The organism is Erysipelatoclostridium sp. DFI.2.3, from assembly GCF_019132535.1.
Lineage (GTDB): Bacteria > Bacillota_I > Bacilli_A > Erysipelotrichales > Erysipelotrichaceae > Clostridium_AQ > Clostridium_AQ innocuum.
Genome location: NZ_JAHOOJ010000003.1, coordinates 180143 through 205694, shown reverse-complemented (window position 1 = coordinate 205694; position 25552 = coordinate 180143). Strand labels below are relative to the sequence as shown.

The window sequence follows — 25552 nt, the reverse complement described above, 5'->3', positions numbered from 1 at the left end:
TCGCTATTATTCTTCTGAGATATTATGATATATATAGAATTTTATCAGGGTATGTAGCATTTAAACATTCACATGGGGAACAGTGATGTCAAAAGCGTCATTGTTTTTCTAAGAGAGGAGAAACCATGTATGAGGGCTTTTATGAAAAGAGTAGCGGATATGCCATGGCGGCCGGTATGCTGCTGAATACGATGTCACTGCTTCATGCAAATGACAATTCGGTACAGGCGGATGAGGGGGCAAAAGGCACAACGTAGGAACAGTAGCATTCAGGGTACTCTAAAGGCGGATGAAGACATGAGTGCAAGGCATCCATCCGGGTGGAAAATGATAAAAGGGCTGTGACACCAAATGAAAAAACGAATGCCGCTGCACCGAATACAGCAGCTGCGACTTCCGCGGGAATGCTGCTTTGCACATTTACGGTTTCCGGTGCCGGTATTGCAGTTCTATATAAATAAAGAAGAGCGCTGAGCAGACTGTAGCTTCATACAACACTTGATACGGAAAACAGATGCGATCAGACAGCGAGTAGCTGTCGGAAAGGACAAGGATATGAAAAGAAGATTGTTGAAAAGAACAGGAGCATCCTGTATGGCGCTGGCCATGCTGTTCATGATGAGCGGGGGTGTAAGCATCCATGCGGATGAAGTGAGTGCCGAGACACCGCTTACAGCACAGGAGAAGGCAGCACCTGCGGCATCACTGGACACAATGGCATTGAAAAATGCGGACGCAACCTTAAAAACAGAAGCCGATGGTAAGCTTACCCTGACTGTCAGAGCGAAGGACGGATATTACTTTACGGACAGTCCGCTTGCTCGTAGCGATAACAGCAATGTAACAATACGAAGGAAAAGTGATAGTACCGCCATGGTTTATAACTATGACGTCTCTATATACGGCGATGTCACTGATTCCTACACGATTTCAGTGAAGGGGGAAGCAGTCGTACTGACTTCTTCCAAATTGATTCTGAATATTGATAACTTAAAAAATGCAACTGCCACATTGGAAAAAAATGAAGGAGTCACCCCACTGGATAATGTAATTCTTACGCTGAATGCAGATGAGAAAACAGCATTTGAATCCGTGCCGTATGCTGTCATCGATGGTGAAAAGCGTGCCATGAGATCATTTGCCGATGAGAAAACGATGTATACTCTCAGTATCATGAATATTCATAAAGACACCACGATTGAGGTTTATGGTACAGCAGCTTCTACCGAGGCAAGAGGAACGCTGGATAGGATCAAAGTTACCGGTTATGTAAATGAAGAAATTGCAAGCTACAGCACGATTACGTTGACAAATGCAGCCTTCCATAAACTGGCAAAGGGCAGCGATATTTCCTCCTGGTTTTACTCTTTACCAAAAGGAATGCGGGTGATTGCAGCGGATGGAGTAGCAAAAGGTGATACGAGAATGCAATAAAATTCTGTGGAAAACCGACGGAATTAAGCAATGCTTCCATTGATATCATGATAGAAGATCAATACATCACCAATTCCAATAACGGAATCCTGAAGGTTGATCCTGCCGGCAGTACATGGCTTATCCAAGCTAGAATGAAAACACCTGTGATCACGAAAGGAAACCAAACCTATATCATGGGAAGCAATAAGCCCCTGGAGCTGATCTGTTCCGGAGAGCTGAGAGATCTGTATGGTATTTTTATCAACGGCAGTGCACTCAGTAGTGATTACTATACACTCACATCCGGAAGCACGGTGTTAACCCTGAAGCCGGAGTATCTGAATACGCTGGAAAAGGGAAGCTACACGGTACGTTTTACGTATCATGACGGAAATTATGCAGAAACAAAGTTTACCGTAGGTGATAAGAAGCAGGAAGCATCCAAGCAAACGAATCAGGAGGAAGCGCCGAATACAGCGGATGCGACTTCCACGGGTCTGCTGCTGGTTACCTTATTGACATCCGGTGCAGGTATGGCGGCAGTATCCGCAAAAAGAAAAAGAGCACGACAGTAGATACTCATGCAAAATGAAAATTTGTAGAAATGTGCTTTGCAAATGACACACCATATGATATGGAAATGATCATACATGCATACACTCTTTCAGGAACTGAAAGCAGGTATACAGTGCTACCGGCAAAATGCTTATGTATGCAGAGGGCTCTGCCTACACAGCCCTTTAAAAACCTGGCAACAGAAAGATGATCCGGTAACAGTAACCTGATCTGCTTCCATTTATGAAAGCAAAGAGTAAGCTTCACGTTCACTGTACAAAAATTGCACTATCTAAAAAGCTGAATCCGATACAGGAATCAGCTTTTTCATATGGACATTATGCAGACGTTGTATTCGTAAGCCTGGCTTTTACAGCATCCTACGTATCGCATACCAGAAGATAGACTGCCGCATCCTTCATCTGCAATTCTGTATGAAAAGGGGTAAACTCCTAAAATGTTATGGTTTTTATGAACTTTTTCTTTTTTAAAGGATACCTCTATGATGAAAGAAAAAATATCGCCTGTCTGTGTCAATAAAAGAGCGGTCACCGTGCGGCTCTGTTCAGGGGATTCACTGAAAAACAACCGGGAATTCATCGATAACCGCATATAAAAACACCTGCAAAAAAATGCAGATGTTTACGTATATCCAAACAAGTTCCTATGCCGGAACAACCTCCAGCCAGTAGTCATCCGGATCATGAATAAAATAAATTCCCATCTCTTTGTTCTCAAAGCAGATACAGCCCATCTCCTCATGCAGTCTGTGCGCTGCCTCAAAATCATCTGTTGCAAAAGCGATATGACTCTCATTCTCGCCCAGCTCATAGGGCTGCGGATGATCTTTGAGCCAGGTCAGCTCAATCTGAAAGCTGCCGGTATCATCCTGCAAATAACAAAGCGTGAAGCTTCCATCCTCCGCCTCCAGCTTTCTGGCGACCTGCAGTCCCAGTGCCTGCTCATAAAAGGCGATGCTTTTATTCAAATCAGTTACATTGATATTACAGTGTACAATGCGAAATGCCATATTTCCACCTCCGTCTACCTCTGTATTATACCGTGTTCTTTCAGGAATGAACAGAGTAGTGCAAAAAAACAATGCTGTAGTCATAAGCTTCTGCAAGTACAAAAAGGTATCCGGTCAACACCGGATACCTCGCACGTACTATTTAACCTCGTTTAAAATACTCTGCACCTTCGGTATGACATAATGGCTTTCACCAATATCCTTGGTATCATCAATCATAACGGTAACCGCTATGTTATCATTGACTGCACTCAGCCAGCCGATTTCCTGTTCCCCGTGATTCACCTGTGCAGTACCGGTTTTCCCGGCTGCTTTGGTAGGGTTATCCCCATATCCGGACATGGAAGCCTGCAGGTCTTCAAACACTGTTTTCGCAGTAGCTGCGCTGTACGCGTTCTTCACCATGGTTTTTGCTTTTCCATCCTCATATACCAGATATGGCTGCAGGATGCTGCCGTCATTGACATAGGCGGTATACAGGGCCGTCAGATGAAGCGAGGATACCAGCAGATCACCCTGTCCATAGCCGGTTGCCGCAAGCTTCTGTGCATTCTCCAGCTCATCCCCATACGTGGACTTCGCAACTGTGAACGGAAAATCCATCTGCTTGCGGAATCCGATTTTATCGAGATAGCTGGTGTATGTCTCTGCACCGATCTTATCCGCTACCTGTGCAAAGAAGATATTATCGGAATAGATATAGGCATTTTTCAGATTGCTTGGCTCTGTATAGGACTGCGTCGTCGTTACATAATTCTTCCCCCAGCTGGAATCCTTCTGCCACTTATCTGTTTTTTCAAAGGTGGTTTCCGCTGTGATCGTCTTGGAATCCAGAGCGATGGCTCCGGTAATCGCCTTAAAGGTAGAACCCGGACAATAGGTGGAAACAAAGCGGTTCAACAGCGGCTTCTGCTTGTTATTGTTCAGGGAGTCCCATGTTTTGCTATCCATGCCCATTGCGAAATCATTGGGATCATAAGCCGGTGTACTGACCATTGCCAGAACCTCACCGGTATGGGAATTTATGATTACCGCACTTCCGGCATCCTTCTTCAGCTGATTGTATGCGGAGCGCTGTGCTTCGATATCAATGGTCGTACGAATATCCTGACCGTTTCTGGCCTTCTGTTCGGCAACGGTATCCTTCAGATCACCATTTTCATCCACAATAATGATCTTACAGCCGCTGACTGCCCTCAGCTTGCTTTCATAAATACTTTCCAGACCGCTCTTACCGATGATACTGGTTGCGGTATAGCCTTCCTTCTTATGCTTTTCCAAATCCTCAGCGGTGACATTCTGCACATATCCGGTGATATGCGCTGTCATTTCGCCATACGGATACACGCGTCCGGTGGTTTCCTGTACAAAGGCACCGACAATTTTTCGAAGCTCCTCAATGATTTCCGCACGCTTCGCTGCCGTGATCGTTTTGATTGGTACAAACATATCATCCTGTACCCAGGAGGCTGACAGTGCTTTTTTGATACTGTCCTCACTGACATCCAGAACTCTGGCCATGGCAGAAACCGTGTCCGCCTCATTTCCCAGCTTTCCTGCTATCAGGCCAACCTGAAATACACTTCCCTGCTGTGCCAGTGCTTTTCCGTTCCGGTCAAGAATCGATCCTCTTTCCCCCTCGGTAACGGACACATTCACCTTATCCGAATCATGCAGCTGCGGAAATATCTGCGTGCTGTCCCATACAATACGGTAATCACCGTCTTCCTTAACCACCGTCGCCTTATTGTCAAAATCAATGGTTCCGGCTGCACTCTTCATACGAACATGATAGCTGATTTCGCTTCCGTCATCCCCTGTATCCGAACTGTCTTTGATTTCCATCGAGAAATCAGATGCGTCGATCCCCTCATAAATATTTTTGTTTCGCGTAATAAAATCTTCTTTCTTCCATTTCTTTTTCGCGTCGCTGCTGATCAGGGAATACATGTCCTTGTATTTGCCTTCTTTCAAAAGATCAGTATAGGAAAGCAATACGGACTCCGGCTTTGAACCGCCGCTGAATAAGAAATACGCCGCAACCGCAACGATTGCAACTGCCGCAACGATACCGGCGATCCCCCAGAGTTTCTTTTTATCTGTCATAAAGCAAGCACCTCCTCATTTTATGTTTCTATTTTACCATGGTCAGGTAAGCATTTCCATGCCGGTTTTACCTTTACAAAGAACCTTCCATAAATTGTAAGAAATTAAGTGAGGTTCCTACTCTGCCGGTTTTCTTTCTAGTATATGGCAGAAATCTCAGTTTTTGATTTGTTTCGTCATCTTTTTGTTGTACAATGAAAGAAGAAACAAAAAGGTGGTGACGTCTATGCAAAGCAAAGGCAAGGCAAACAGTAAGGCGGACATACAGCATGATCATCTCACTGCTCTGTGGAATAAGGAGGCAGGGGAGGAGCTTCTGGATTCCTGTATCCGTACAGCCAAAGCGCAGAGTACCTCCTTTCTTGCGGTCCTTCTGGATATCAATGATCTGGATACCATAAACAAACGCTGTGGACATCAGGAGGGGGATCGGATCCTGCAAAGGGTAGCGGAAAAAATTCGCAGCAGTCTGCAGACCGGGGATTTCGCAATCCGTCTGGGCGGTGATGAGTTTCTCCTTGTTTTTCAACAGCTTTCCAAAAAAGAGGTACGCAACCTGCTGGATCAAATTCTGAATGAACTGGAGGAAGAAAGCAGGGAGTTTCCCTATACCATGGGCTTCTGCTTCGGAATTACACAGATCATGGCGGATATGGAGCTGTCAGTGAAAAAAATCATTATGCGTGCAGATGATGAAATGTATCTGTCAAAACGCCGCTATCATCTGGAGCAGTCAAGAAAAGCCTTTGCGCTGCGCCCTTACCATGAAAGTGAGGAGGTGCGCCAGTTTTCCTATGATAAGGATCTGCTGCTGAGTGCCCTGATGCAGAGCAGCGATGATTATATCTATGTATGCAATATGAAGGAGGACCCTTCCTGCTTCCGATATTCCCGTGCCATGGTTGAGGAATTTGATCTCCCATCGGAAATCGTGCATGATGCTGCCAATGTATGGGGCGCAAGAATTCATGAGGCAGACCAGAAGATATTTCTGGAAGGGAATCAGGAAATTGCCGATGACCGTGTGGATTTTCACAATGTGGAGTATCGTGCCAGAAACCGCAGAGGCGAGTGGGTGTGGCTCAGATGCCGCGGTCATGTGGAGCGGGATGAGGATGGTCAGCCGGTTTTGTTTGCCGGCATTATCACCAATCTGGGACGTAAGAATAAAATCGATTATCTGAGCGGTCAGTTTAACAAATATGAGCTGGAGGATACGCTGCAGATGATAGTTGCCAAGGAGGAGCATTTCTTCATGATGATCCTGGATCTGGATGGTTTTTCCAGCATCAACAAGCTGTACAATCACCAGTTTGGAGATGAGGTGCTGGCCAAGACGGCGCAGATCATCCAGTCTGTTCTTCCGGAATATGCAAGGCTGTACCGCAATGATGGTGATGAATTTATCGTTCTTCTCAGGAGCTGTACCGATTCCAACGAGATTGCCGGCTTTTATCACAGGCTCCAGCAGGAGCTGGGGCATCAGCGCATTCTGAACGGAAAGAAATACCACTGCACGATTTCTGCCGGCTGTGCCTGCTTTCCAAAGGATGGCGATGATATGATGTCACTGACGAAGAACGTCGGTTATGCACTGGAGGCAAGCAAGCGCAATGGTAAGAACAGACTGACGTTCTATGAGAAGAAAATGTCGGAAACAGAGCTGCAGGAGCTGGATATGCTGGAACAGCTGCGTTACAGCATGGAACATGATTTCGAAGGCTTTTCCCTGCAGTATCAGCCGCAGGTGGAGGCAGACAGCGGCCGTATAATCGCTGCGGAGGCACTGGCCAGATGGCACAGCAGCATGTATGGCAATGTATCGCCTGTGGTGTTCATTCCCTTGCTGGAAAAGAGCGGGATGATACTCACCATCGGTAAATGGATATTTGAAACAGCCCTCAGGCAATGTGCAGCGTGGCTGAAAAAGTGTCCGGATTTCTGTGTCAGTGTGAATTTATCCTACCTGCAGCTGTATGAGGAAGGATTCATCACATTCATGAAGGAAACGCTGAAGAAGTGCCATGTTCCCAGCCGCAATATCATTGTGGAAATGACGGAGAGCTATATGGTGAAAAGCAGTGAGGAGCTGCAGGCGATCTTTCAGGAGATACGAAGCATCGGTGTGCGTATCGCCATGGATGATTTTGGAACCGGATACTCCTCTCTCGGTGTTTTGAAAAATTCCCCTGCGGATATTGTGAAAATCGACCGGATTTTCATTAAGGATATTTTAAACAGTGAATTTGATGCGACCTTTATTCAGTTTGTTGTCAGATTGTGCCATGATGTGAATATTCGTGTTCTGCTGGAGGGTGTGGAGACAAAGGCGGAATATGAGAAGGTAAAAACCATGGGACTGGACGATATTCAAGGCTATTATTTTGGAAAACCGATGCATCCCGAGAAACTGGAGGAGCTTTTGCGGTAGATGACAGGCTGCCATGCTGCCTGCAGCTTTTATGGAAATCAGATAAAAAAACAGGAAGTCATGTGAACATCCGGGTACGGAACATATCCGTTCAGGATGAAGCAGACTTCCTGTTTGCCATTTATAAAAGCATCTCCGCATGTCCAAAGAAAGATAACAGGGCAAGGTGCGAAAAACGTTTTATCAGGCATCGGCTTTCCTTCTTGACGCCATCCGCTTTATGATACCGTGTTCCAGTGGGCGGGTATGTGCAGGTGATTGGGGAGCCTTGTCAAGCTGTCACCGATGGCGGTGTTCAGCTGCATCTGGGTCAGAAAGAAACAATTACGCAAATCACTGCCGGCAATGCGGCAGTCCCGCATATCACTTCCCAGAAAACAGGAGCCCTGCAGGTCGCAGCCTGACAAATCAGCGGCAAGCAGAGACTTCATACTGAAATCCGTGCTTCGCAGTCTTTTATTGGTGAACCGCTTTCCCATTGGATGCTTATGAGGAGAAGGATGCCGAAGCTGCTTTTGCTGCATCGTCTTTTTTAACAGGCGGTTGGTCTGCTCATGCAGGGAGTCGATATCAGCGGTAAGTACCGTTTTCCAGGGCTGTCTGCGTACCGTGTCCAATGTTTGAATCAGCATCTGCAATTCCCCATGGAAGGAAGCAGTTTCCTTCTGCAGCAGTGCTTCCCCGAGATACCAGAGCATCTGATGCAGGGAAAACAGCTTTCTGTATACTGCAAACATATCCTGGTTCGCAGGTACATTCTTTTGGACAGCAAATTGTCCCGCTCCCAGGCAGTCGTAGCCAAGACAGCCCTTCATGCCCTTCTGCTTCAGCTCATGATGAATATTGCAGGTATGATCGCTGCATAAATAGCTGCAGGATACACCGCAAGGCTTATCCTGCGGAAAACCATCCAGCTTTGAAAAATAAAGTGCTCTGCAGCAAAGTCCCCTGCATAGAGAACAGTCTGCATATAGGGCCAGTTCTTCGAGAATCATGAAGCCACATCCTTACAGCTGCAAAACGCAAGAGCCAGATACAGCAGATAGGAGCTGAAGCAAAACAGTACAAACAGCCATACCGGAATTCGCAGCACGATGATATTCTGAAACAGCAGCATACAGCCAACACTGATGCATAATGTAAACAGCCACAGGAGCAGCAACCGCCGTTTTACTGCCTTATCGTCGTTTTCAAAGCTGCTGCGGCAAAACCACTGCACAATGCATACGGCGCTTATGCCCAGCAGGATATCCAGCAGCAGTGTTGATAAGGAAAGCGGATAGGTGCTTTGTATATCGAGCTGCAGCAATGCATGAAGGCCGTCCTTTGAAAGAAACAGATTGATAACGCCCAGAATGGCAATCAGGAGAAAGACAATCTGCAAACGCTCCCGCAGCTTTTCCAGCTGTGAGCGCGGTGGCAGCTCTTTGATAACCGTGTCACAGAATGCCTTGTAATCCTCGGGAAACACCTCATCCAGAGGTGCATTGCGCTGCTGTGCCTCCAGCAGCATCAGTGTCAAATCATAGCGGACCTTTTCCTGCTGCAGCTCACTGATATCGGCACCTCGCAGATAACATACGATATCCGTCATAAGCCTTTGGTAATCTTCACATAAAGTCTTATCCAGACGATTATTTTCGTTGTGCAGCATTCGCATGTTACGATTCATATGCATATCCTCCCATCACAGCGGCAACACCCTGCTGCAATTCCTTCCAATGCTTCATAAAATCCTGTATTTCCAGATGACCGGCTTTTGTAATGGTATAGTATTTTCGATTGGGGCCGTAAGCCGATTTGCGAAATTCACTGTTGATACATCCGTTTTTCTCCAGTCGAAGAAGCAGCGGATAAATCGTACCCTCCGATATATTGGAAAATCCGTAGCTCTTCAGCTTTTGCGAAATATCATACCCATAGGTATCCTCCTGTGCAATCACGATCAGGATACAGTTATCCAGAATACCCTTCATCATCTGACTTGGCAGCATGGCGTCACCTCCTCACTATCTTGTTATACAAGTTACAGCTATATTGTAAAACAAGATAGCGCATCCGTCAAGACCCTATTCTCTGTTTTCAGCGTTGTTATACGGAGGGAACGTGTCTCTTTCATCTGCATGATCGCTGCACTTTACCTCACCGCATCATCCTTCTGCCTTTCCTCGCACTTGTCCACCAGGTGCCCTTTGGGGATGAATGTATCATCAGCGAAAACTTTGCATCAGCTTTTATGGAAAATGGCTGTCTTCTCCGATATATTTCTAGTATAATATAGAAAAGCACAGAAAGAAGGAACCGGTATGAGCGCTTATATTGAATTTCAGAATGTGAAAAAGATATATAAAATGGGGGAAGTGGAAATCCAGGCACTTGCCGGTGTGGATTTTACCATTGATAAAGGGGAGTTTGTAGTAATTGCAGGAGCCAGCGGTGCCGGTAAAAGCACAATACTGAATATTCTTGGCGGCATGGACTCCTCAACAAGCGGCAATATTTTTGTGGATGGAACTGAAATCAGTAAATTTAATGCCAAGCAGCTGACAACGTACCGGCGCTATGATATTGGGTTTGTTTTTCAGTTTTATAATCTTGTGCAGAATCTGACTGTAAAGGAAAATGTGGAGCTGGCCACTCAGATTTGTAAGCAGCCGCTGGATATCGATGAAACGATTGAAGCTGTCGGACTGAAGGAGCGTGCCTCCAATTTCCCGGCACAGCTGTCCGGTGGAGAACAGCAGCGTGTGGCAATTGCCCGCGCACTTGCCAAAAATCCGAAGCTTTTGCTGTGTGATGAGCCGACAGGGGCACTGGATTACAATACCGGAAAACAGATTTTGAAGCTTTTGCAGGATACCTGCCGGCAGCGCGGAGTCAGTGTTGTAGTGATTACACACAATCTGGCATTGACTGCCATGGGAGATAAGGTAATCAAGGTACGAAACGGAAAAATTGACAGCATCACGATCAATGAGCATCCTTTACCGGTAGAAAGGATTGAATACTGATATGAAAAAGAAAGCCCTTCTGAAAGATACCCTGCGGGAAATCCGCAAATCCTTCGGTCGCTTCTTTTCCATCTTTGCCATCGTCGGCATCGGAGTCGCCTTCTTCGCCGGAGTACGGGACAGTGTACCGGTGATGAAAAATACTGCGGATACTTATTTTGATGACTATAATTTCATGGATCTGAAGATTATGTCGACCATCGGCATGACAAAGGAGGATGTTTCCGCTATCCGTCAGGTGGATGGAGTGGCCGGCGTGTATGGCAGCTACAGCATGGATGTACTCAATACGCATAACAATCAGCAGCGTGTCTACAAGCTGCTGTCTTATCCGATGAATGCGAAGGCAGAGGATGAAAACTATATCAATCAGATGCGGCTGATCAAGGGGCGGCTTCCCCGGAAAGCGGATGAATGCGTCATCGAATACACCAACATCAAGGGAGCAGATTCCAGAATCGGAGAAATGATAACCTTTGCGAGCGGTACGGACGAAAAACTGGATGCGTCATTAAAGCGCTCAACCTATAAAATCGTCGGAGAGGTAACGATGCCGTATTATCTGTCCTATGAAAAGGGCAGCTCCGCCATCGGCAGCGGCAGTATTGATAATTATGCGGTGATTCCGGATACCAACTTCAAATCCTCCTATTATACGGAGGTGTATGTGACGGTTGACGGCGCAAAGAAGCCCAACTCCTATGCGGATGCTTATTTCGATATCATCGATCCCAAAAAGACCACAATCACAGCACTGGGAGAGGAGCGTGCACAGGAGCGCTTTGACGATATCAAAAAGGAAGCCCTTGCCAAGGTGGAAGCCGGTCGTAAGGAATATGAGAAGAATAAAAAGAAATATGAGACAGAAATAAAAAATGCCAAGGACAAGCTGGAGAATGCAAAAGATGAACTGCTTGTTGGACAGGCCACCCTGAATGCAGAGAAAAGCAGTGCGGAAAGAACCATACAGGAAAAGGAAGCACAGCTGCAGCAGAGTGAACAGACCCTGTCCCAGCTGAAATCTCAGTACTCCAGTGCGAAAAGCTATCTGGACGCGCAGCAGAAAAAGCTGGATGACAATCTGCCGCAGATACAAAAGCAGATAGCGGAAGCCAAAGCAAAGCTGTCCTCACTGGATGAGGAACTTGCCAAAGTGGATACGCAGCTGCAGGATCCGAATCTAACAGAGCTGGAAAAACAGCTGCTGCAGGAGAAAAAGGCGGCACTGGAAACCTCGCGGCAGGTTGCTTCTCCTGCATTAACGATGCTGGAAGCACAGATATCAACAATGCAGGAAATGGTAACCATGGCAGCCTCTCAGCTGCATGCACTCGAAACCCAGATTGCGACTGCCCAGCAGCAGATTGAGACGGGAAAGCAGCAGCTGGCATCCGCCAGAGTGAGCGCACAGCAGGAAAGTGCGGCCGCACAAGATAAGATAACAAACGGACAAAAGGAAATCGCGCTGGGAAAGCTGGAGCTTGAGAAGCAGGAAAGGGACGGTGCTGCCAAGCTGCAGGAGGCAAAGGAAAAGCTGGATCGGTCAGAGGAAGACATCAACAGCATGGAAACGCCGAAATGGTATGTACTGGACCGCCATTCGCATTACTCCTATATGGATTATGGAAGTGCTGCGGACCGCATGGGAGCAATCGCCAAGGTGTTTCCGCTGTTCTTCTTCCTTGTTGCGGCTCTGGTATGTCTGACGACGATGACCCGTATGGTCGATGAAGAACGTCAGGAAATCGGTACCCTGAAGGCACTGGGATATTCCAAGCCGGATATCGCGATGAAATTTGTAGCCTATGCGGCGATTGCCAGTATCCTTGGTGGAATCTGCGGGGCAGTAATTGGCATGATTGTCTTCCCGACAGTGATATTCAATGCCTGGGGAATTATGTATACACTGCCGGATGTTCAGCTGCAGGCGGATATCGGACTGGCGGCCCTTGCCATCGGGCTTGCCTCCGTGATAACGGTAGCTGCAGCACTTGCGGCCTGTTATAAGGAACTGGTGGAAACGCCGGCCCTCCTCATGCGTCCCAAGGCTCCGAAAAACGGTAAGAAGATTTTACTGGAGCGTATTCCATTTATATGGAAGCGATTCAATTTTATTTACAAGGTGACCGCGCGGAATATCTTTCGCTATAAAAAGCGTTTCCTCATGACGGTGATTGGAATCAGCGGCTGCAGTGCCCTGCTGGTAGCCGGCTTTGGTATTCAGGATTCCATCGGGGAAATTGCGGTGAAGCAGTATGGGGATATCTTCAAATTTGATGTCACCATGACATATAAAGGTGAGGATACGCTCAGCCAGAAGGAACAGGATTTGAACGAGCTGCAAAAGGACTCCCGTGTGAAGTCTGCCACTGCTATGGCGGTATATCACGGCTTCTATGCGGATGAGGGGGAGGATAAGGGAATCGACCTGTATGTTCCTCAGGATGTGGAAAGCCTGCATACGTATATCTCCCTGCGTCAGCGCGGTTCCAATGAAGCAATCAGCTTAAACAATGACGGAGCAGTTATCACAGAGAAAATCGCCAAGGATAAACATCTGAAGGTCGGCGATACCTTCCCGATTGACAATGGGGACGGTGTAAAGAAGGATGTGAAAATTGCGGCTGTCACAGAGAACTATGTGGGGCATATCGTATATATGACACCCTCCTATTATAAGAGTGTCTATCACAAGACACCGCAAAATACCGGCATGTTTGCCATCATGCGGGACAGCAGTGAAAAGGATGAACAGGCGCTGGGAAATGCCTTTATGAAAAAGGATACCATTGATTCTGTATCCTTCTATTCCGGAATTGCAGCATCCTTCCAGGATACGATTGCATCCCTTTCCTTCATTGTTGTTGTATTGATTATCTCAGCCGGACTGCTGGCATTTGTCGTACTTTACAATCTGACGAATGTCAATATATCGGAGAGACTGCGTGAGATTGCGACCATTAAGGTACTGGGCTTTTATGACAAGGAGGTCAGTGCCTATGTATACAGAGAGAATATTTTCCTGACACTGATCGGTGCGCTGGCAGGGCTGGTGCTGGGAATCGTCCTGCACTCCTTGATTATGTCGCTGGCAGAGCTGGATACGGTGATGTTCGGAAGAAATATCGAAAAGCTTTCCTTCCTGTATTCCGTGGCAATCACGATGGTGTTCGCCATCATTGTGAATCTGGTAATGTATCGCAAGCTGAAAAAAATACCGATGGTGGAATCCCTGAAATCGGTGGAATAGAAGCTGAAAAACAGACATTGGCAGAGCAGGAAAACGAATATACAATCGATGGAAGAGGTGTTTGATATATCCGTAACCTCATGTTTTGGATACTGCCGCATGCGTCCCAGAGCAGTGCATAAGCAGGATACCGGACAGACCTGGTCCACATAGGATGATATTTGAAAAATAGTTATGTGCAGCATTTCACAGCAGTTGCCTTCCTTTTGAAGGGAGCTGCTGTTTTTCTTTTCTGCGATACACTAAAGTCATGGATATTTTACCTCGCTTATAGTAAAATAAAGGAACGAATGTTTGAAAGGTGGGCTTGCATGTCCTTATTTGAGAAAATGGATCCATCCTTCTTTACCATACTGGTATCGAAGAACCGGGATATTTATGTGGATCTGCTTCTGCAGATTCATGACTGCATTTATCGCAATCAGACCATGAGTATGGAGCGTGCCCTGCTTCAGGATTTACTGGAAGATTATGTGCAGGATAAAAAATATGAAATCGACTTTCAGGAGGAAGCGGAATACAGCGATATCGAGAATGAGCTGCGCAGTGAGAAGGATGTTTATGACCGGGATATCCAGTTTCTGTTACGGCTGTTTGAGAAGCATACCTGGATCAATGTCGATCTGCATATGGATACGATGAAAAAAATGGTGTCTCTGCCCTATCACAGCCGGGTGTTCATCTCCTTCGTGAATGATATTATCAAGGAACGGGAACAGATCGGCTATCTGATTCGCATCCATGCCTCCCTGAAGGATATGGATGATCCCGTGAAAATAGAAGACAGCTATCAGCATATCCGTAATGCCTATGCCGATTTCAAGGAGCTGATTCTGACACTGGAACAGACCAATGCCAGAATACGGGATTATTATGCGATTCAGGTGAAAAAGGCATCAACGAAAATCTATCATGATTTCTTTGATGTTTATTATGGTGATATTGTGGAGGGCTATGTTTTTCCAACTCTTGTGGAGGACAGCTTAAAACGGTTTAAAAACCCGGTCGCAGGTATTTTGGAAACCCTTCTGCAGGAGGAAGCAGTCAAGGAGAAAATTGTAGACAGTGCGGTAAGTCACTATCGTGTTGCCAGCCGTGATACGGCAAAAAAGCATATCGAGGAAATGCTGTATGCCATGTACAATGATTTGAATATCGTGGAAACGCTGACTGCCCAGCTGGTGGACAGCGACGCGGGTTACCGCAGACTGGCAAAGCAGAAAATTATGTATCTGTGCAACAGTGATCAGGGGTTAAAGGGAAAGCTGGTGGAACTGATCCATCATATGAAGGAAGAGCCGCAGAGAGTGTGTGAGCAGATCAGTGAATCCATCAATATCCAGCAGACCCGCTACATGGAGCGTGATGAGGTGTACACCTTTGAACGACGCAGGCGTAGGGATGAGCGGGAAGTGATGACCTTCACCTTTGAAGAGAGCACCCAGAATCAGGAGGAGCTTGAAAAGCGCATTGGCTTTGACCGCTACGCTCGCTTTACCCGTGAAAGCATATCGGCTTACTATGCAGAGAAGCTGCATGGGGAAGCGGTAGGAAAGCTGAAGGATATCGGGGTAAAGGATATGGATGACTATATCCGCTCCATTCTGGTGTATGTATATGGAAGAGACCGCAAAATGGATGTGCAGGCAACCCTGATTCCGAATCAGACGGAAGGGATTACAGAAGGGGATTTCCATTATCCCAATCTGTTGATTAAAAGGAAGGTAACAAAATGAAGGTAGAACAACTGGATCTGAAGGACCGCGAGGAATTCGGACGGATCGTCAATATATTACTGGCAGAAAACTGCATTTACCAGTATGCGAAAATCAGACAGTTTGAGAAAAAGGAACGAAATGCAGACTATGTGTTTATCCATGATCACTGGGACTGCTTTGAGGAATATCTCCGCTATGCGGGATGGCTGCTGTGCAGGGAGCGTTCATCTTATATGGGGATGATTTATCTGGTCAATGAGCGGGAGGACTGTAGCTGCCGCTATCGTCTGACAAAGCTGGAAACGCAGCTTCTGCTGATTCTGCGTAATTATTATGAGGAGAAAATGCTGGAGCTGGATGCATCTCTCACCATACGTATTTCTGTCAATGAGCTGCTGCAGCTGCTGGTGGATGTGCATGCGATGGTAAGCGTAAGGCCTTCGATGCAATACATCCATGCGGCATTACAGTCCCTGCAAAGACTGAATATTCTTCAGAAATACACACAGGGGGATGAGGAGCTGATCTGGGTACTGCCTTATATCACCTGTGTTCTCACACCGAAGCGGGTGGAGGAAATTCTGATGAAGCTGCGTAATGAGGAAGGAGAGGAAGACGATGAAGCTGAAGAAAATGCTGCTGGTCAACTGGCTGTATTACGAGAAGACGATCCTGAGCTTTGAGGATATCGTCTTTCTGAGCGGTAAAACCGGAGAGGGAAAGTCAGCGCTGATTGATGCCATGCAGCTGGTTATTCTCGGTCGAACCGACAATTCCATTTTCAATAAATCCGCAAATGATAAAACAACCCGTGATCTGATGGGATATCTGAAGGGCAAATACAAGGATGGTACCTTTAAGCGTGACAAAGGGATGTTCAGCTCACATCTGTGTATGGAATTTGAGGATGAACAGCATAGGATTTACTGCTTTGGTATCGTATTTGATGTAAACGGGCCTACGCGGGGGGATACGGAGCATTGCTACTATATGATGAATCAGCCGATTCCCGGGCATTGCTTTACGGATGAGGGAACGGTATTCAATATCCGTCGTATGAAGAAGCTGCTGGCCAGCTTTCAGGATCGCAGCTGCCGTTCCTTTACCACACATATGGATTACAAAAACTATTTCCGTCAGCGCATGCTGATCAAGGACCAGCGGTTTTTCGATGTCTTTAAAATGGCAGTTGCATACACACCGATGATGAATATTTCCGAATTCATCGTAAAAAATATCTGTCAGGAGGAGGAAGACCTGAATCTGGAAGAGATGCAGGAGGAAATTCAGGATTACCGGCAGATGAAGGAACAGCTGGAAACCGTACAGCAGAAAAAGGCTCAGCTTTCCCTGATCCATGAACAGTATACGGATATATGCGGGGAACAGGAGCGTGTTGCGAACTTGCGTGTGGAGCAAAAGGCAGCTGTATATCACGGTATGCTGGTGGAACATGATGAGGCAGCCGCACAATATGAGGTATATACAAAGAGCTATCAGAAGCTGACAAAGGAATCAAGGGAAACCGAGGAGCAGCGGGCACTGCTGGAACAGAACATGGAAGCCTTACGGGATGCACGCAGGGATAATGCGGCAGATATTCTGGAACGAAAGATACAGGCGCATCTGGAGCAGCGAAACACCCTGCAAAGAGATACGACCGCCGTTCAGCAGCAGCTGGTTACGAAGGGTGAATTTCTGAAGGAACAGATAGAGCAGCTGGAGGAAATCGAGGATTATGACGGCTTGCAGCTGGAGGACTTCGATTTGTCCGGAGTCAAGCTGTCTATACAAAGGTCCGTGCATGCGGCACAGCGGCTGGCTGCGTTTGATCTGGATGCCTATAGGGATATTCAGCGACAGATGAGAGACATCGAGAATACCCTGTCCACGGTGCGCCAAACCATGCAAAGCAGCCTGCAGACATGCAGGGAGGAGCAGGAGGTGCTTGCGGCAAATCGCCGTGCGCTGGAAGCCGGGAAAAAGACATATCCGAAAAAGCTGCTCGTTTTAAAGCAGGAGCTGGAGGAACGGCTTTATCAGCAGGTGGGAAAACCGGTAGAGGTATGCATACTCGCAGACCTGTTCAGCATTCAGGAGGAGGCGTGGACAAATGCGATCGAAGGCTACATCCATAACCAGAAGCTGAATCTGGTGGTTGAGGCAGAATATTTCATGGATGCCTATCGCATTTACCGCTCCATTAAGGAAGAAAAAAAGATTCATACCTATTCCATTGTGGATATCGCAAAGGCAAAGCCGGGGAAACGTCCCGATGCAAAAACACTGTATGACTGCGTGCAGGTGGAACGCGAGGATGTGCGCCCCTATGTGGAATATCTGCTGGGCAGAGTCGTATGCTGTGAAGCGGAGGAGACACTGCGAAGCTATCCGGTAAGCATCACCAGCGACTGTATGCTGTACAGCGGCTATGCAGTGTCGCATATGAATCCGGAATTGTATAAGGTACCCTTTATCGGTGCCGATTCCATAGAAAAGCAGCTGCAGGAGCTGATTATCCGCCAGCAAAAGCTCACCTCCACCTGCCGCAAGCTGGAAACAGTCACAAGGACATTGCAGGCGGTACAGCTGCAAACCGTTATCAGTGATGACTTTATCCGTCAGCTGGAGGATGGACTGTGCAAGGCCAAAGAGGTGGAGCAGCTGGAACAAAAGATCAAAGAGCTGCGTGCCGCTCAGACACCGGAATCCCTGCAGGAGCTTCTGCTGCTGGATCAAAAACTGGATGAGGCAAAGAAAAAGAAAAACGAACTGTATATGCTGCAGGTGGAACAGGAAAGCCGGCGCCGTCAGCTGGAAGAGGATATGAAGCTTTGCAATGCACGTATACAGGAGCTTCAGCAGCAGGTTAAGGAAGCGAAAAAGCCCGAGCAAGGCATACCGGACACAATCGGGGCAATCACCACGGCAGACGGTATCCGCAGGAAACAGAAACAGCTGGAGGAAGCACTGCGGGAGCTGAACAGCCGTGTTGAAATTTCCAAGCAGGAGCTGATAACGAAAAAAACACATTACAATGATACCTTCCGCATTGCCCTCAACCCGAATTTTTTATGCGATGATTATGAGCGGGAATATGAAAAGCATTCGGATAATATTGTTGAGGACTATATCGATAAATGCCGCCTCGCACAGCAGAAGGCATATGAGTGCTTCCAGAATAATTTCTTTAGTGCGCTCAATAGTAAAATCGAAAATGTGCGAATGCAGATTGACCGGTTGAACCGCTCTATCCGCAGGCATAAATTCGGCCGCTCCAGCTATGAATTTGTGTGTACCTGCAATGAGGATTACCGTGAGTATTACAATCTGATCACCAACAAGGAATTAAACGGGCACAATCTGTTGAACACGAAGGTGTATGAGGAAAATGAGGAGCTGATTCATGAGCTGTTTGATAAAATTTCTTCCTTATCCTCCATGCAGGACCCCAAAAAGTATCAGGAGCTGCAAAAAGAGGTTCAGCTGCTTTCCCGCTTCACCACCTATCTGAAATTTGATATTCTGGAAAACGGAAACTCGCTGCGTGCCACGATCGGCTCCAGCTCCGGTGGAGAAACACAGACACCGTTTTATGTCGCTGTACTGGTATCGCTGTTCAGCGTATATGATGCAGGAAACGACGGTCTGCAGCTGGCAATCTTTGATGAGGCCTTCGATAAAATGGATAATGAGCGAATCGAGGAATGCATTTACCTGTTGAAATCACTCGGCTTTCAGGCAATTATCGTAACACCGACGGATAAGATATCCAATCTGAGCAAGGTTGCGGATGCGACGCTGATTGCGACAACGGATGAGAAAAACGGCCAGCGGGTTTCCACCGTTCAGAAATGGAGTCAGAAAGAAAACATAGCCATCCCCGACTCGGAAATGAGACAGGAAGAAGTATAAAAAAAACAGCTCAAAAGCCATCTGTAAATAGATGCTTAGGAAGCCGGATTCGGCAGAGGGATTCCTTTCTGCAAAATAGAAATTCGGCTTCCTTTTTTCTATACCTTATGAAGAAAGAGCGGACCAGTCTTGTATGGAAGTAAGCATTGCGTGTGAACCGTATATATGTAGAAACAGTTTGCTCCTATTTTCAATAAAAATGAAATTCATGATGGAAAACACATTGATGCGCATAGCTTGCTTTCCTATAGTATAATAAAATCAGAAAGGCAGGTATCTATATGTATCGGAATTATGATCATGTTTACTGTCCATCGTGCGGCAGCAGGAATCTGCGCATCATCGAGGAGCGAAACAATGAAAGCTACAATCTGCCAAGCGGCATTCTTGGGGCTATCTGTTTTGGTCCGATCGGGATGCTGTGCGGGCTGTGCTGTGCCGATGGCGAGCGCAGAAGAACCATCTGTATCTGCAATGACTGCGGTACCAGATTTAATCGATGAATCCGGATGACATCTGGCTCTCCCTGATGCATCTGTTTTCCCGTTCCTGCCATCAGAAAGCAGAGCGCAGCTTCTTTATTCACGGCTATCAGTGTCCCGTATGTGCAAGATGCAGCGGACTGTATCTCGGGTATGGCTTTGGCATTCTGCTGTGGATGTTTTCTGTAACGCTGCCGCTTGCTGTTTACGGTCTGTTTATGCTGAGTATGCTGATTGACTGGGGACTTCAGGCGGCAGATGTTCTTCCATCGACGAATGTGCGAAGATTTGTGAGCGGGGTTTTGTGCGGTATTGCCGTGATTGGTATTTTTCATGCCCTTCTGCAGGCTATTTTCTGAAAACTGCTTACGATGATTGAGCAGACTGAAATAAAGTAAAAAGGGTAATCGTATAGAAGGAAAAGGAGTGGTGCTATGAAAAAGAAACAGGAGGATCTGCGTACAAAGAAGCGTTCGGATATTCGGCTGATGCTGGGAGGCTGGTATTATACGTGGCGCAGATATATTGGATGGTATACATCAAAACGGCAGTTTGCCAGCGGACACGGAAGTGAGGACTATCCCAATGTCTGCTTTCAGCATAAAAGTCTGCTGAAGTGAAATCTGACAAAGGAAGAGGAGGTTTATCAGGAGAATAAAATTGTGAACCTTCGCCTAGCGGTGGAGAAGCTGGACGGTATCATCGTCTATCCGCAGGAAACGCTGAGCTATTGGAAAACAATAGGGAAACCGTCGGCATCCAAGGGCTATAAGAAAGGCATGATGCTGAAGGATGGAACAATTGTATACGGAATCGGCGGCGGGCTGTGCCAGCTGTCCAACCTGCTGTTCTGGATTACGATACATACACCGCTACAGGTTGTGGAGCGCCACCGTCATGGGTATGATGTGTTCCCGGATGCCAATCGCACACAGCCCTTCGGCAGCGGGGCCACCTGCTTTTATCCCTATGGTGACCTGATGATCAGCAATCCGACAGATCAGCCCTTTCAGCTGCGGCTTCATGTGGGAAAGACTCATCTGCATGGAGAATGGAGAATGCTGCATCCTCTGCAGGTACGCTATGAAATTGTTGAGCGCAATCATGAAATGCGTAGGGAATGGTGGGGCGGCTACAGTCGTCATAATCAGCTCTACCGTCTGATGCTGTCAAAGGAGGGGACGCTTCTGGAGGAGCAGCTGGTTGCTGAAAACCACGCAATGATGATGTATCAGCCGCTGCTGGACGCACAAGTAAAGGAAAACAACGTCTGAAGGAGAACACACTTTGAAATATTTGTAGTGTGATGTCCTGTTCATAGAAATGAATAATGTGAAACCAGAGGAGGATGTTATATGAAGGATTTCTATGAAGCCCTTGCAAGCAGCGAAAGAAACGCAGCAATTCCTAAGGAGGATGATTTCTTCGGAATGCTGATTGGCAGCTGGTACATCGATTACATGGACACTGCAACAGGCGCAGTGCGAAAAGGGGAATGGCATTTTTCCCGGGTGCTGGAAGGAATGGCAGTGCAGGATGTGATTGTATTGCCGCACTTTGAATACGGAACAACGCTTCGCATGTATAATCCGGCTACCCGTACATGGGAAATTGCCTATGGCTATACCGGAAGAATCATGCGCTTTGAGGCGAGAAAGCAGGAAGACAGGATCGTTCTTTCCAGTCTCGAAGACGAGCACAGAAAGTGGGTGTTTGCTGAGATTGCAGAAAATCACTTCCACTGGCAGGATATTATGGTACAGCAGGACGGGGAGTGGCAGGTCAATTATGATTTATATGCAAAAAGGATGGAATGAATGCTGCACGCAGCAGAGAAAAAAGCTTCCTGATAATGAAGTCTCAGGTTGTTTACGAGACTGTGAGCCGGTATGCTTGAGGACAGGGTAGGATTTCCCGATTTCCTGTCAGGCGGACGCTGTCATACAAAAAAATTAGAAAGCATTGCAACGATCAGCCATTGAGGCTGTATGAGGAGATTACACGTATGATGTATACATTCACAGAAAACCTATACAGACAGGGAAACCGGTATTTTATAAGGATCCCCTTCAATGTCTGGGAGACATGTAATCAAAAGGGGATGCTCCCTGCAAGGGTAACGGTGGAAGATACTGTGTTTGAATGCAAGCTGATTTCCAAAGGGGCAGGCACTTATTTTATACCGGTATCGAAGGCTGTTGCACAGCAGCTTAACAGTGATGGTGAGATACCTGTTTCATTTGAAATCATCCGTGAATTAACCAGAATTAACAAGAACGGTCCCTATACAACAGACCATCCTGTACGAAAAATAGATCATATACAGGAGGTGGTATATCCGAAACCGGGATATTGCGGGCAAATCTGTATCGCTATGCTCAGCGGTCTTCCTATAGAAGAGGTTATCGACTTCATGCAGACGAAGCCATGGCAGTGTTCCTTATCGAGAGTGATGGAGGCATTGCATTATTTTGGTATATCTCATGAGGATAGGATGACCTACACAAGAGGAACGGCCTTTGCATTTCCCAAATGCTGTATCGTAACGGTACGGGATAAACCAAAGAACCATCTTGCTTTATATTATAACGGAAGATTTTTTGAAGCAAGACATATTGAATTTGAGGATATTATCGGCTATCTGACTATCCATACGGGATAACCCAGTGCCCGGGATACACATGTGCTGCTGATGCAAGCTGTATGAAATAAGCTTAGGATATAAATGTCTTTACAAAGGCTAAAGGAGAAGGCGAATGGAAAAATACAGATACATGATGATGCTTAAAAAAAGCAAGACCTACAACAGAATGACAAAGAAGGCAGTTACGGAGCATGTGGAAAACATAAGAGGACTGGATGATGCGGGAAAATTGGAAATCTGCGGTGTGTTCAAGGGATATCCGGGAATGGCTGGCATGTATATTCTGAAAACAGACAGTCGTGAGGAAGCGGAAGCGCTATGCGAACAGGAGCCGCTGGTTATCCAGGGATATGCCACCTATCAGCTGGTTACCTTGCAAATTGCGGATCGTGAGAATAATTATTTATTATAATCATATTGTGATATGTGTTCCATGTAAATAAAGAAATGGCATGGACTACATGGATCTCAATAAGCTGGATCATGATCAAGAACAGGGGCTGATACATCGTTCAAACGGTGAATCTGGGCCCTTTTTTTGATGTAAGAAGCAACCATAGCGGCATCGCATACTTTTCCACTGTTTACAGGCGCTATCAACTGCCTCCGGGCAAGCGTATAAACACGGATAAAGGGAAAATCCATTAGAAAAATTACAAAGATGGCTTGCTGTATTACAATTATGAAAGGTGAATGTAAGGGACATCCATGGCACACTTCTGTGAAATTTTCTATAATTTCTGTAGAGATGAGGTGCTGCTATGAAATTTTCAAAATTGGCTTTACGAAATGTAAAGAAAAGCTATAAGGATTATTTTGTCTACTTTATGACACTGATGTTTTCCGTATGTCTGTTTTACACCTTCAATTCCTTTTCCTCTCAGGAGCAGGTATTGAATCTGAGTACGTCGCAGTCAACCGTACTGAAGACGGTCGGACAGTTTATGAATGTACTGTCTGTGTTTGTCGCAATCGTTTTGGCTTTTTTGATTCTGTATGCGAATAACTTTCTGATTCGCAGAAGGAAGCAGGAGTTTGGAATTTATATGCTGCTGGGAATGCCGAAACGGGATATCTCCAGAATTCTTGTATATGAAACAATGGCAGTCGGATTTCTTTCTCTGCTGAGCGGTCTGTTGCTGGGTGCGCTATGCTCCCAGCTGCTGGGAATCTTCAGCGCTGGAATGCTGCAGGTATCGATGAGCTTTCGTGTAATATTTTCCATACCGAGTGCAATAACAACAAGTATATCCTTTACGGTGATATTCGTTATTATCATGCTGTTGAATACCAGAGTGATCGCAAAGGTGAAGCTGATTGATCTGCTGCAATCAAAAAAGAAGATGGAAAAGGCAAGAATCCGCAGACCATGGATGTCCGTGCTTGTTCTGCTGATTTCTCTGACGCTGCTTGCAACGGCCTATTATCTGGCAACATCCTCGCTGCAGACATTTGCTGTCATGCTTGTACCGATTCTGGTGATTGGCGGTATCGGGACAATCCTGTTCTTTATGTCTCTGTCCGGCTTTCTGTTACAGTTTATCCGTCTCAGCAAGCGTACCTATTACCGCAACCTGCATATGGTTGTTTTGCGGCAGATCAACGCGAAAATCAGCTCTGCAAGTACCTCTATGGGAATCGTCTGTCTCATGCTGCTGCTTGCTATCGGTGCATTGTCCTGCGGCTTTTCACTGCATCACAGCCTGGTTGACAGTGTGGATCAGACGACACCGTATATGTATACGTACATGCAGGACGAAAATATAAGCGAAGAAGCTATGAAGCAGCTGCTGAACGTGCAAAAGGCCAAACGCTGGAACAGGGTGAATGTGTATACCGACAGGGATACACTGAAGGCGATTCTTCCGCTTATGGAAGACTATGATACCGGTAAGCTGTATGCCGGTGCACCTTTGGAATATATATCCGTGAGCGACTACAATAAAGCTATGGAATCACAGGGAAATAAGCCCGTATCCATTCATAACAAAGAAGCATTCTTCATTAGCGCAAAGGAAGATATTCTGGATGCTCTCACTGCCGTCGGTGATGCGCATAAGACGATATCCGTATATGGTCACAAGCTCAAGCTGGTAAACGCCCGGGAAACCTCCAGCTTTCTCTGCACCAGTCCCATGCCGGAAATCATGCTGGCAGTCGTTGTACCGGATGCGGTTGTACAATCCAAAGCACCCGTCAGGACCTACTGGAATATCGATCTTGCCAGGGAGGCGCAGGTTTCCGCATATCAAGCGCGGGTTGAAAAAAATATCACGGATTATGCCAGGCAGACAGGAATGCAGGATTACCGGTATTCCGGAATCACACGGGATGAGGTCAGGGAAAACTCTCTCGGCTCCGGTATGCTCTTTGTTTACATCGGCCTGTATCTGGGCATTGTATTCCTTGTCTCCAGTGCAGCTGTTCTGGCACTTCAGCAGCTGAGTGATGCGGATGACAGCAAATCGAACTACGACATCCTGCGTAAAATCGGTACACCGCAAAGGATGATAGATCATTCCATTCTGGGACAGATTGCCATATATTTTATGCTGCCGCTCAGCCTTGCCATTGTGCATGCTATGGTCGGTGTTCCTGTGGTATCCGGTGCCTTCTCCTTCCTGTTTGGACTGCAGAATATGTGGAAAACAAATCTGATGACTGCGGGTATCGTCCTGCTGATTTATGGGACATATTTCCTGATTACGTATTACGGATACCGCATGGCGGTGCAGGGTCCAAGACACAAGCAGAAGAAGCAGTAAGCTTAGCGGAGCAGCTCCCAGTCCTTTGTCTGATTTGACGGATACAGCATCCGACTATTAAGCGCAATACGCTGATTCATGCGATATCTTTCATGCTGCTCCTGAACGCTCTGCTCATGTGTGGAATTCGGAGAATACCTTAGAAGGCGGATTCTCTATTCGGTTGCAGTACGATGACATTTATAAAAAATTTCGGATTTAGGTAACTTTGCTAAGAGGAAGGTCTTAG

At 46.6% G+C, this 25552-nt stretch carries 23 protein-coding genes; 18 read left to right on the top strand and 5 right to left on the bottom strand.

Going from position 1 to position 25552, the window contains the following annotated elements; translation table 11 throughout:
- Window positions 1-125: 125 nt before the first annotated feature.
- The 4 genes from KSZ58_RS23135 (at window position 126) to KSZ58_RS22550 (ending at window position 1991) form a co-directional block, all read left to right on the top strand.
- Window positions 126-257, top strand: a complete 132-nt coding sequence (locus tag KSZ58_RS23135) for a hypothetical protein (protein ID WP_009270560.1) — start codon at window positions 126-128, stop codon at window positions 255-257.
- 63 nt (window positions 258-320) lie between these two features.
- On the top strand, window positions 321-461 hold the full coding sequence (locus KSZ58_RS04770; RefSeq protein ID WP_161128857.1) for a hypothetical protein: 141 nt from the start codon (window positions 321-323) through the stop codon (window positions 459-461).
- 37 nt (window positions 462-498) lie between these two features.
- A complete protein-coding gene (locus KSZ58_RS22555) occupies window positions 499-1434 on the top strand; it encodes a hypothetical protein (protein ID WP_254884700.1) in 936 nt (311 codons plus the stop codon).
- Between the two features lie 47 nt (window positions 1435-1481).
- Window positions 1482-1991, top strand: a complete 510-nt coding sequence (locus tag KSZ58_RS22550; protein ID WP_009270558.1) for a hypothetical protein — start codon at window positions 1482-1484, stop codon at window positions 1989-1991.
- A gap of 644 nt (window positions 1992-2635) precedes the next feature.
- Here the strand turns inward: KSZ58_RS22550 and KSZ58_RS04760 are convergent.
- On the bottom strand, window positions 2636-3001 hold the full coding sequence (locus tag KSZ58_RS04760; protein WP_008816707.1) for a VOC family protein: 366 nt from the start codon (window positions 2999-3001) through the stop codon (window positions 2636-2638).
- 138 nt (window positions 3002-3139) lie between these two features.
- Window positions 3140-5107, bottom strand: a complete 1968-nt coding sequence (locus KSZ58_RS04755; protein ID WP_154410715.1) for a penicillin-binding transpeptidase domain-containing protein — start codon at window positions 5105-5107, stop codon at window positions 3140-3142.
- 226 nt (window positions 5108-5333) lie between these two features.
- Between KSZ58_RS04755 and KSZ58_RS04750 the strand changes: the two genes are divergently transcribed.
- Entirely contained in the window at window positions 5334-7538 is a 2205-nt protein-coding gene (locus KSZ58_RS04750) for an EAL domain-containing protein (RefSeq protein ID WP_009588810.1), read from the top strand.
- Between the two features lie 218 nt (window positions 7539-7756).
- Here the strand turns inward: KSZ58_RS04750 and KSZ58_RS04745 are convergent, their stop codons facing one another.
- Genes KSZ58_RS04745 through KSZ58_RS04735 form a run of 3 tightly spaced genes read right to left on the bottom strand, consistent with a single transcriptional unit; the run spans window position 7757 to window position 9532 of the window.
- Entirely contained in the window at window positions 7757-8533 is a 777-nt protein-coding gene (locus tag KSZ58_RS04745) for a pentapeptide repeat-containing protein (protein ID WP_009270555.1), read from the bottom strand.
- Window positions 8530-9210: a hypothetical protein gene (locus KSZ58_RS04740; protein ID WP_217752623.1), complete on the bottom strand. Its 681-nt coding sequence runs from the start codon at window positions 9208-9210 to the stop codon at window positions 8530-8532. Before KSZ58_RS04740 ends, KSZ58_RS04745 begins: the two co-directional genes overlap by 4 nt.
- Window positions 9200-9532 (bottom strand): PadR family transcriptional regulator, encoded by a 333-nt coding sequence (locus KSZ58_RS04735; protein ID WP_008816714.1) that lies wholly within the window; start codon window positions 9530-9532, stop codon window positions 9200-9202. Before KSZ58_RS04735 ends, KSZ58_RS04740 begins: the two co-directional genes overlap by 11 nt.
- A gap of 312 nt (window positions 9533-9844) precedes the next feature.
- Between KSZ58_RS04735 and KSZ58_RS04730 the strand changes: the two genes are divergently transcribed.
- The 13 genes from KSZ58_RS04730 to KSZ58_RS04670 all read left to right on the top strand — a co-directional run bounded on the left by KSZ58_RS04730 (window position 9845) and on the right by KSZ58_RS04670 (window position 25323).
- On the top strand, window positions 9845-10549 hold the full coding sequence (locus KSZ58_RS04730; RefSeq protein WP_002605795.1) for an ABC transporter ATP-binding protein: 705 nt from the start codon (window positions 9845-9847) through the stop codon (window positions 10547-10549).
- A 1-nt stretch (window position 10550) separates the two neighbouring features.
- Window positions 10551-13799 (top strand): ABC transporter permease, encoded by a 3249-nt coding sequence (locus KSZ58_RS04725; protein ID WP_009588899.1) that lies wholly within the window; start codon window positions 10551-10553, stop codon window positions 13797-13799.
- A gap of 311 nt (window positions 13800-14110) precedes the next feature.
- Window positions 14111-15535 (top strand): Wadjet anti-phage system protein JetA family protein, encoded by a 1425-nt coding sequence (locus tag KSZ58_RS04720; RefSeq protein WP_002605793.1) that lies wholly within the window; start codon window positions 14111-14113, stop codon window positions 15533-15535.
- Window positions 15532-16200: a DUF4194 domain-containing protein gene (locus KSZ58_RS04715; RefSeq protein ID WP_009270551.1), complete on the top strand. Its 669-nt coding sequence runs from the start codon at window positions 15532-15534 to the stop codon at window positions 16198-16200. The genes KSZ58_RS04720 and KSZ58_RS04715 overlap by 4 nt, the downstream gene beginning before the upstream one ends.
- Complete coding sequence (locus tag KSZ58_RS04710) at window positions 16136-19432, top strand: ATP-binding protein (protein WP_224727221.1); 3297 nt, start codon at window positions 16136-16138, stop codon at window positions 19430-19432. The genes KSZ58_RS04715 and KSZ58_RS04710 overlap by 65 nt, the downstream gene beginning before the upstream one ends.
- Before the next feature lie 281 nt (window positions 19433-19713).
- Window positions 19714-19935 carry a hypothetical protein gene (locus KSZ58_RS04705; protein ID WP_008816718.1) on the top strand — a complete coding sequence of 74 codons (222 nt, stop codon included), beginning with the start codon at window positions 19714-19716 and terminating at the stop codon, window positions 19933-19935.
- Entirely contained in the window at window positions 19932-20273 is a 342-nt protein-coding gene (locus KSZ58_RS04700; protein WP_002605789.1) for a DUF2085 domain-containing protein, read from the top strand. Before KSZ58_RS04705 ends, KSZ58_RS04700 begins: the two co-directional genes overlap by 4 nt.
- A 75-nt stretch (window positions 20274-20348) precedes the next feature.
- Window positions 20349-20534: a hypothetical protein gene (locus KSZ58_RS04695; RefSeq protein WP_008816719.1), complete on the top strand. Its 186-nt coding sequence runs from the start codon at window positions 20349-20351 to the stop codon at window positions 20532-20534.
- A 42-nt stretch (window positions 20535-20576) separates the two neighbouring features.
- Window positions 20577-21188: a VanW family protein gene (locus KSZ58_RS04690; protein ID WP_008816720.1), complete on the top strand. Its 612-nt coding sequence runs from the start codon at window positions 20577-20579 to the stop codon at window positions 21186-21188.
- An 81-nt stretch (window positions 21189-21269) separates the two neighbouring features.
- On the top strand, window positions 21270-21731 hold the full coding sequence (locus KSZ58_RS04685; protein ID WP_009588859.1) for a hypothetical protein: 462 nt from the start codon (window positions 21270-21272) through the stop codon (window positions 21729-21731).
- Window positions 21732-21919: 188 nt separating this feature from the next.
- Window positions 21920-22576 (top strand): DUF1905 domain-containing protein, encoded by a 657-nt coding sequence (locus KSZ58_RS04680; protein WP_009588879.1) that lies wholly within the window; start codon window positions 21920-21922, stop codon window positions 22574-22576.
- Between the two features lie 94 nt (window positions 22577-22670).
- Window positions 22671-22970, top strand: coding sequence for a YciI family protein (locus KSZ58_RS04675; RefSeq protein WP_002605784.1), 300 nt, complete (start codon window positions 22671-22673; stop codon window positions 22968-22970).
- A 349-nt stretch (window positions 22971-23319) separates the two neighbouring features.
- Window positions 23320-25323 (top strand): FtsX-like permease family protein, encoded by a 2004-nt coding sequence (locus tag KSZ58_RS04670; protein ID WP_008816724.1) that lies wholly within the window; start codon window positions 23320-23322, stop codon window positions 25321-25323.
- Window positions 25324-25552: the final 229 nt, after the last annotated feature.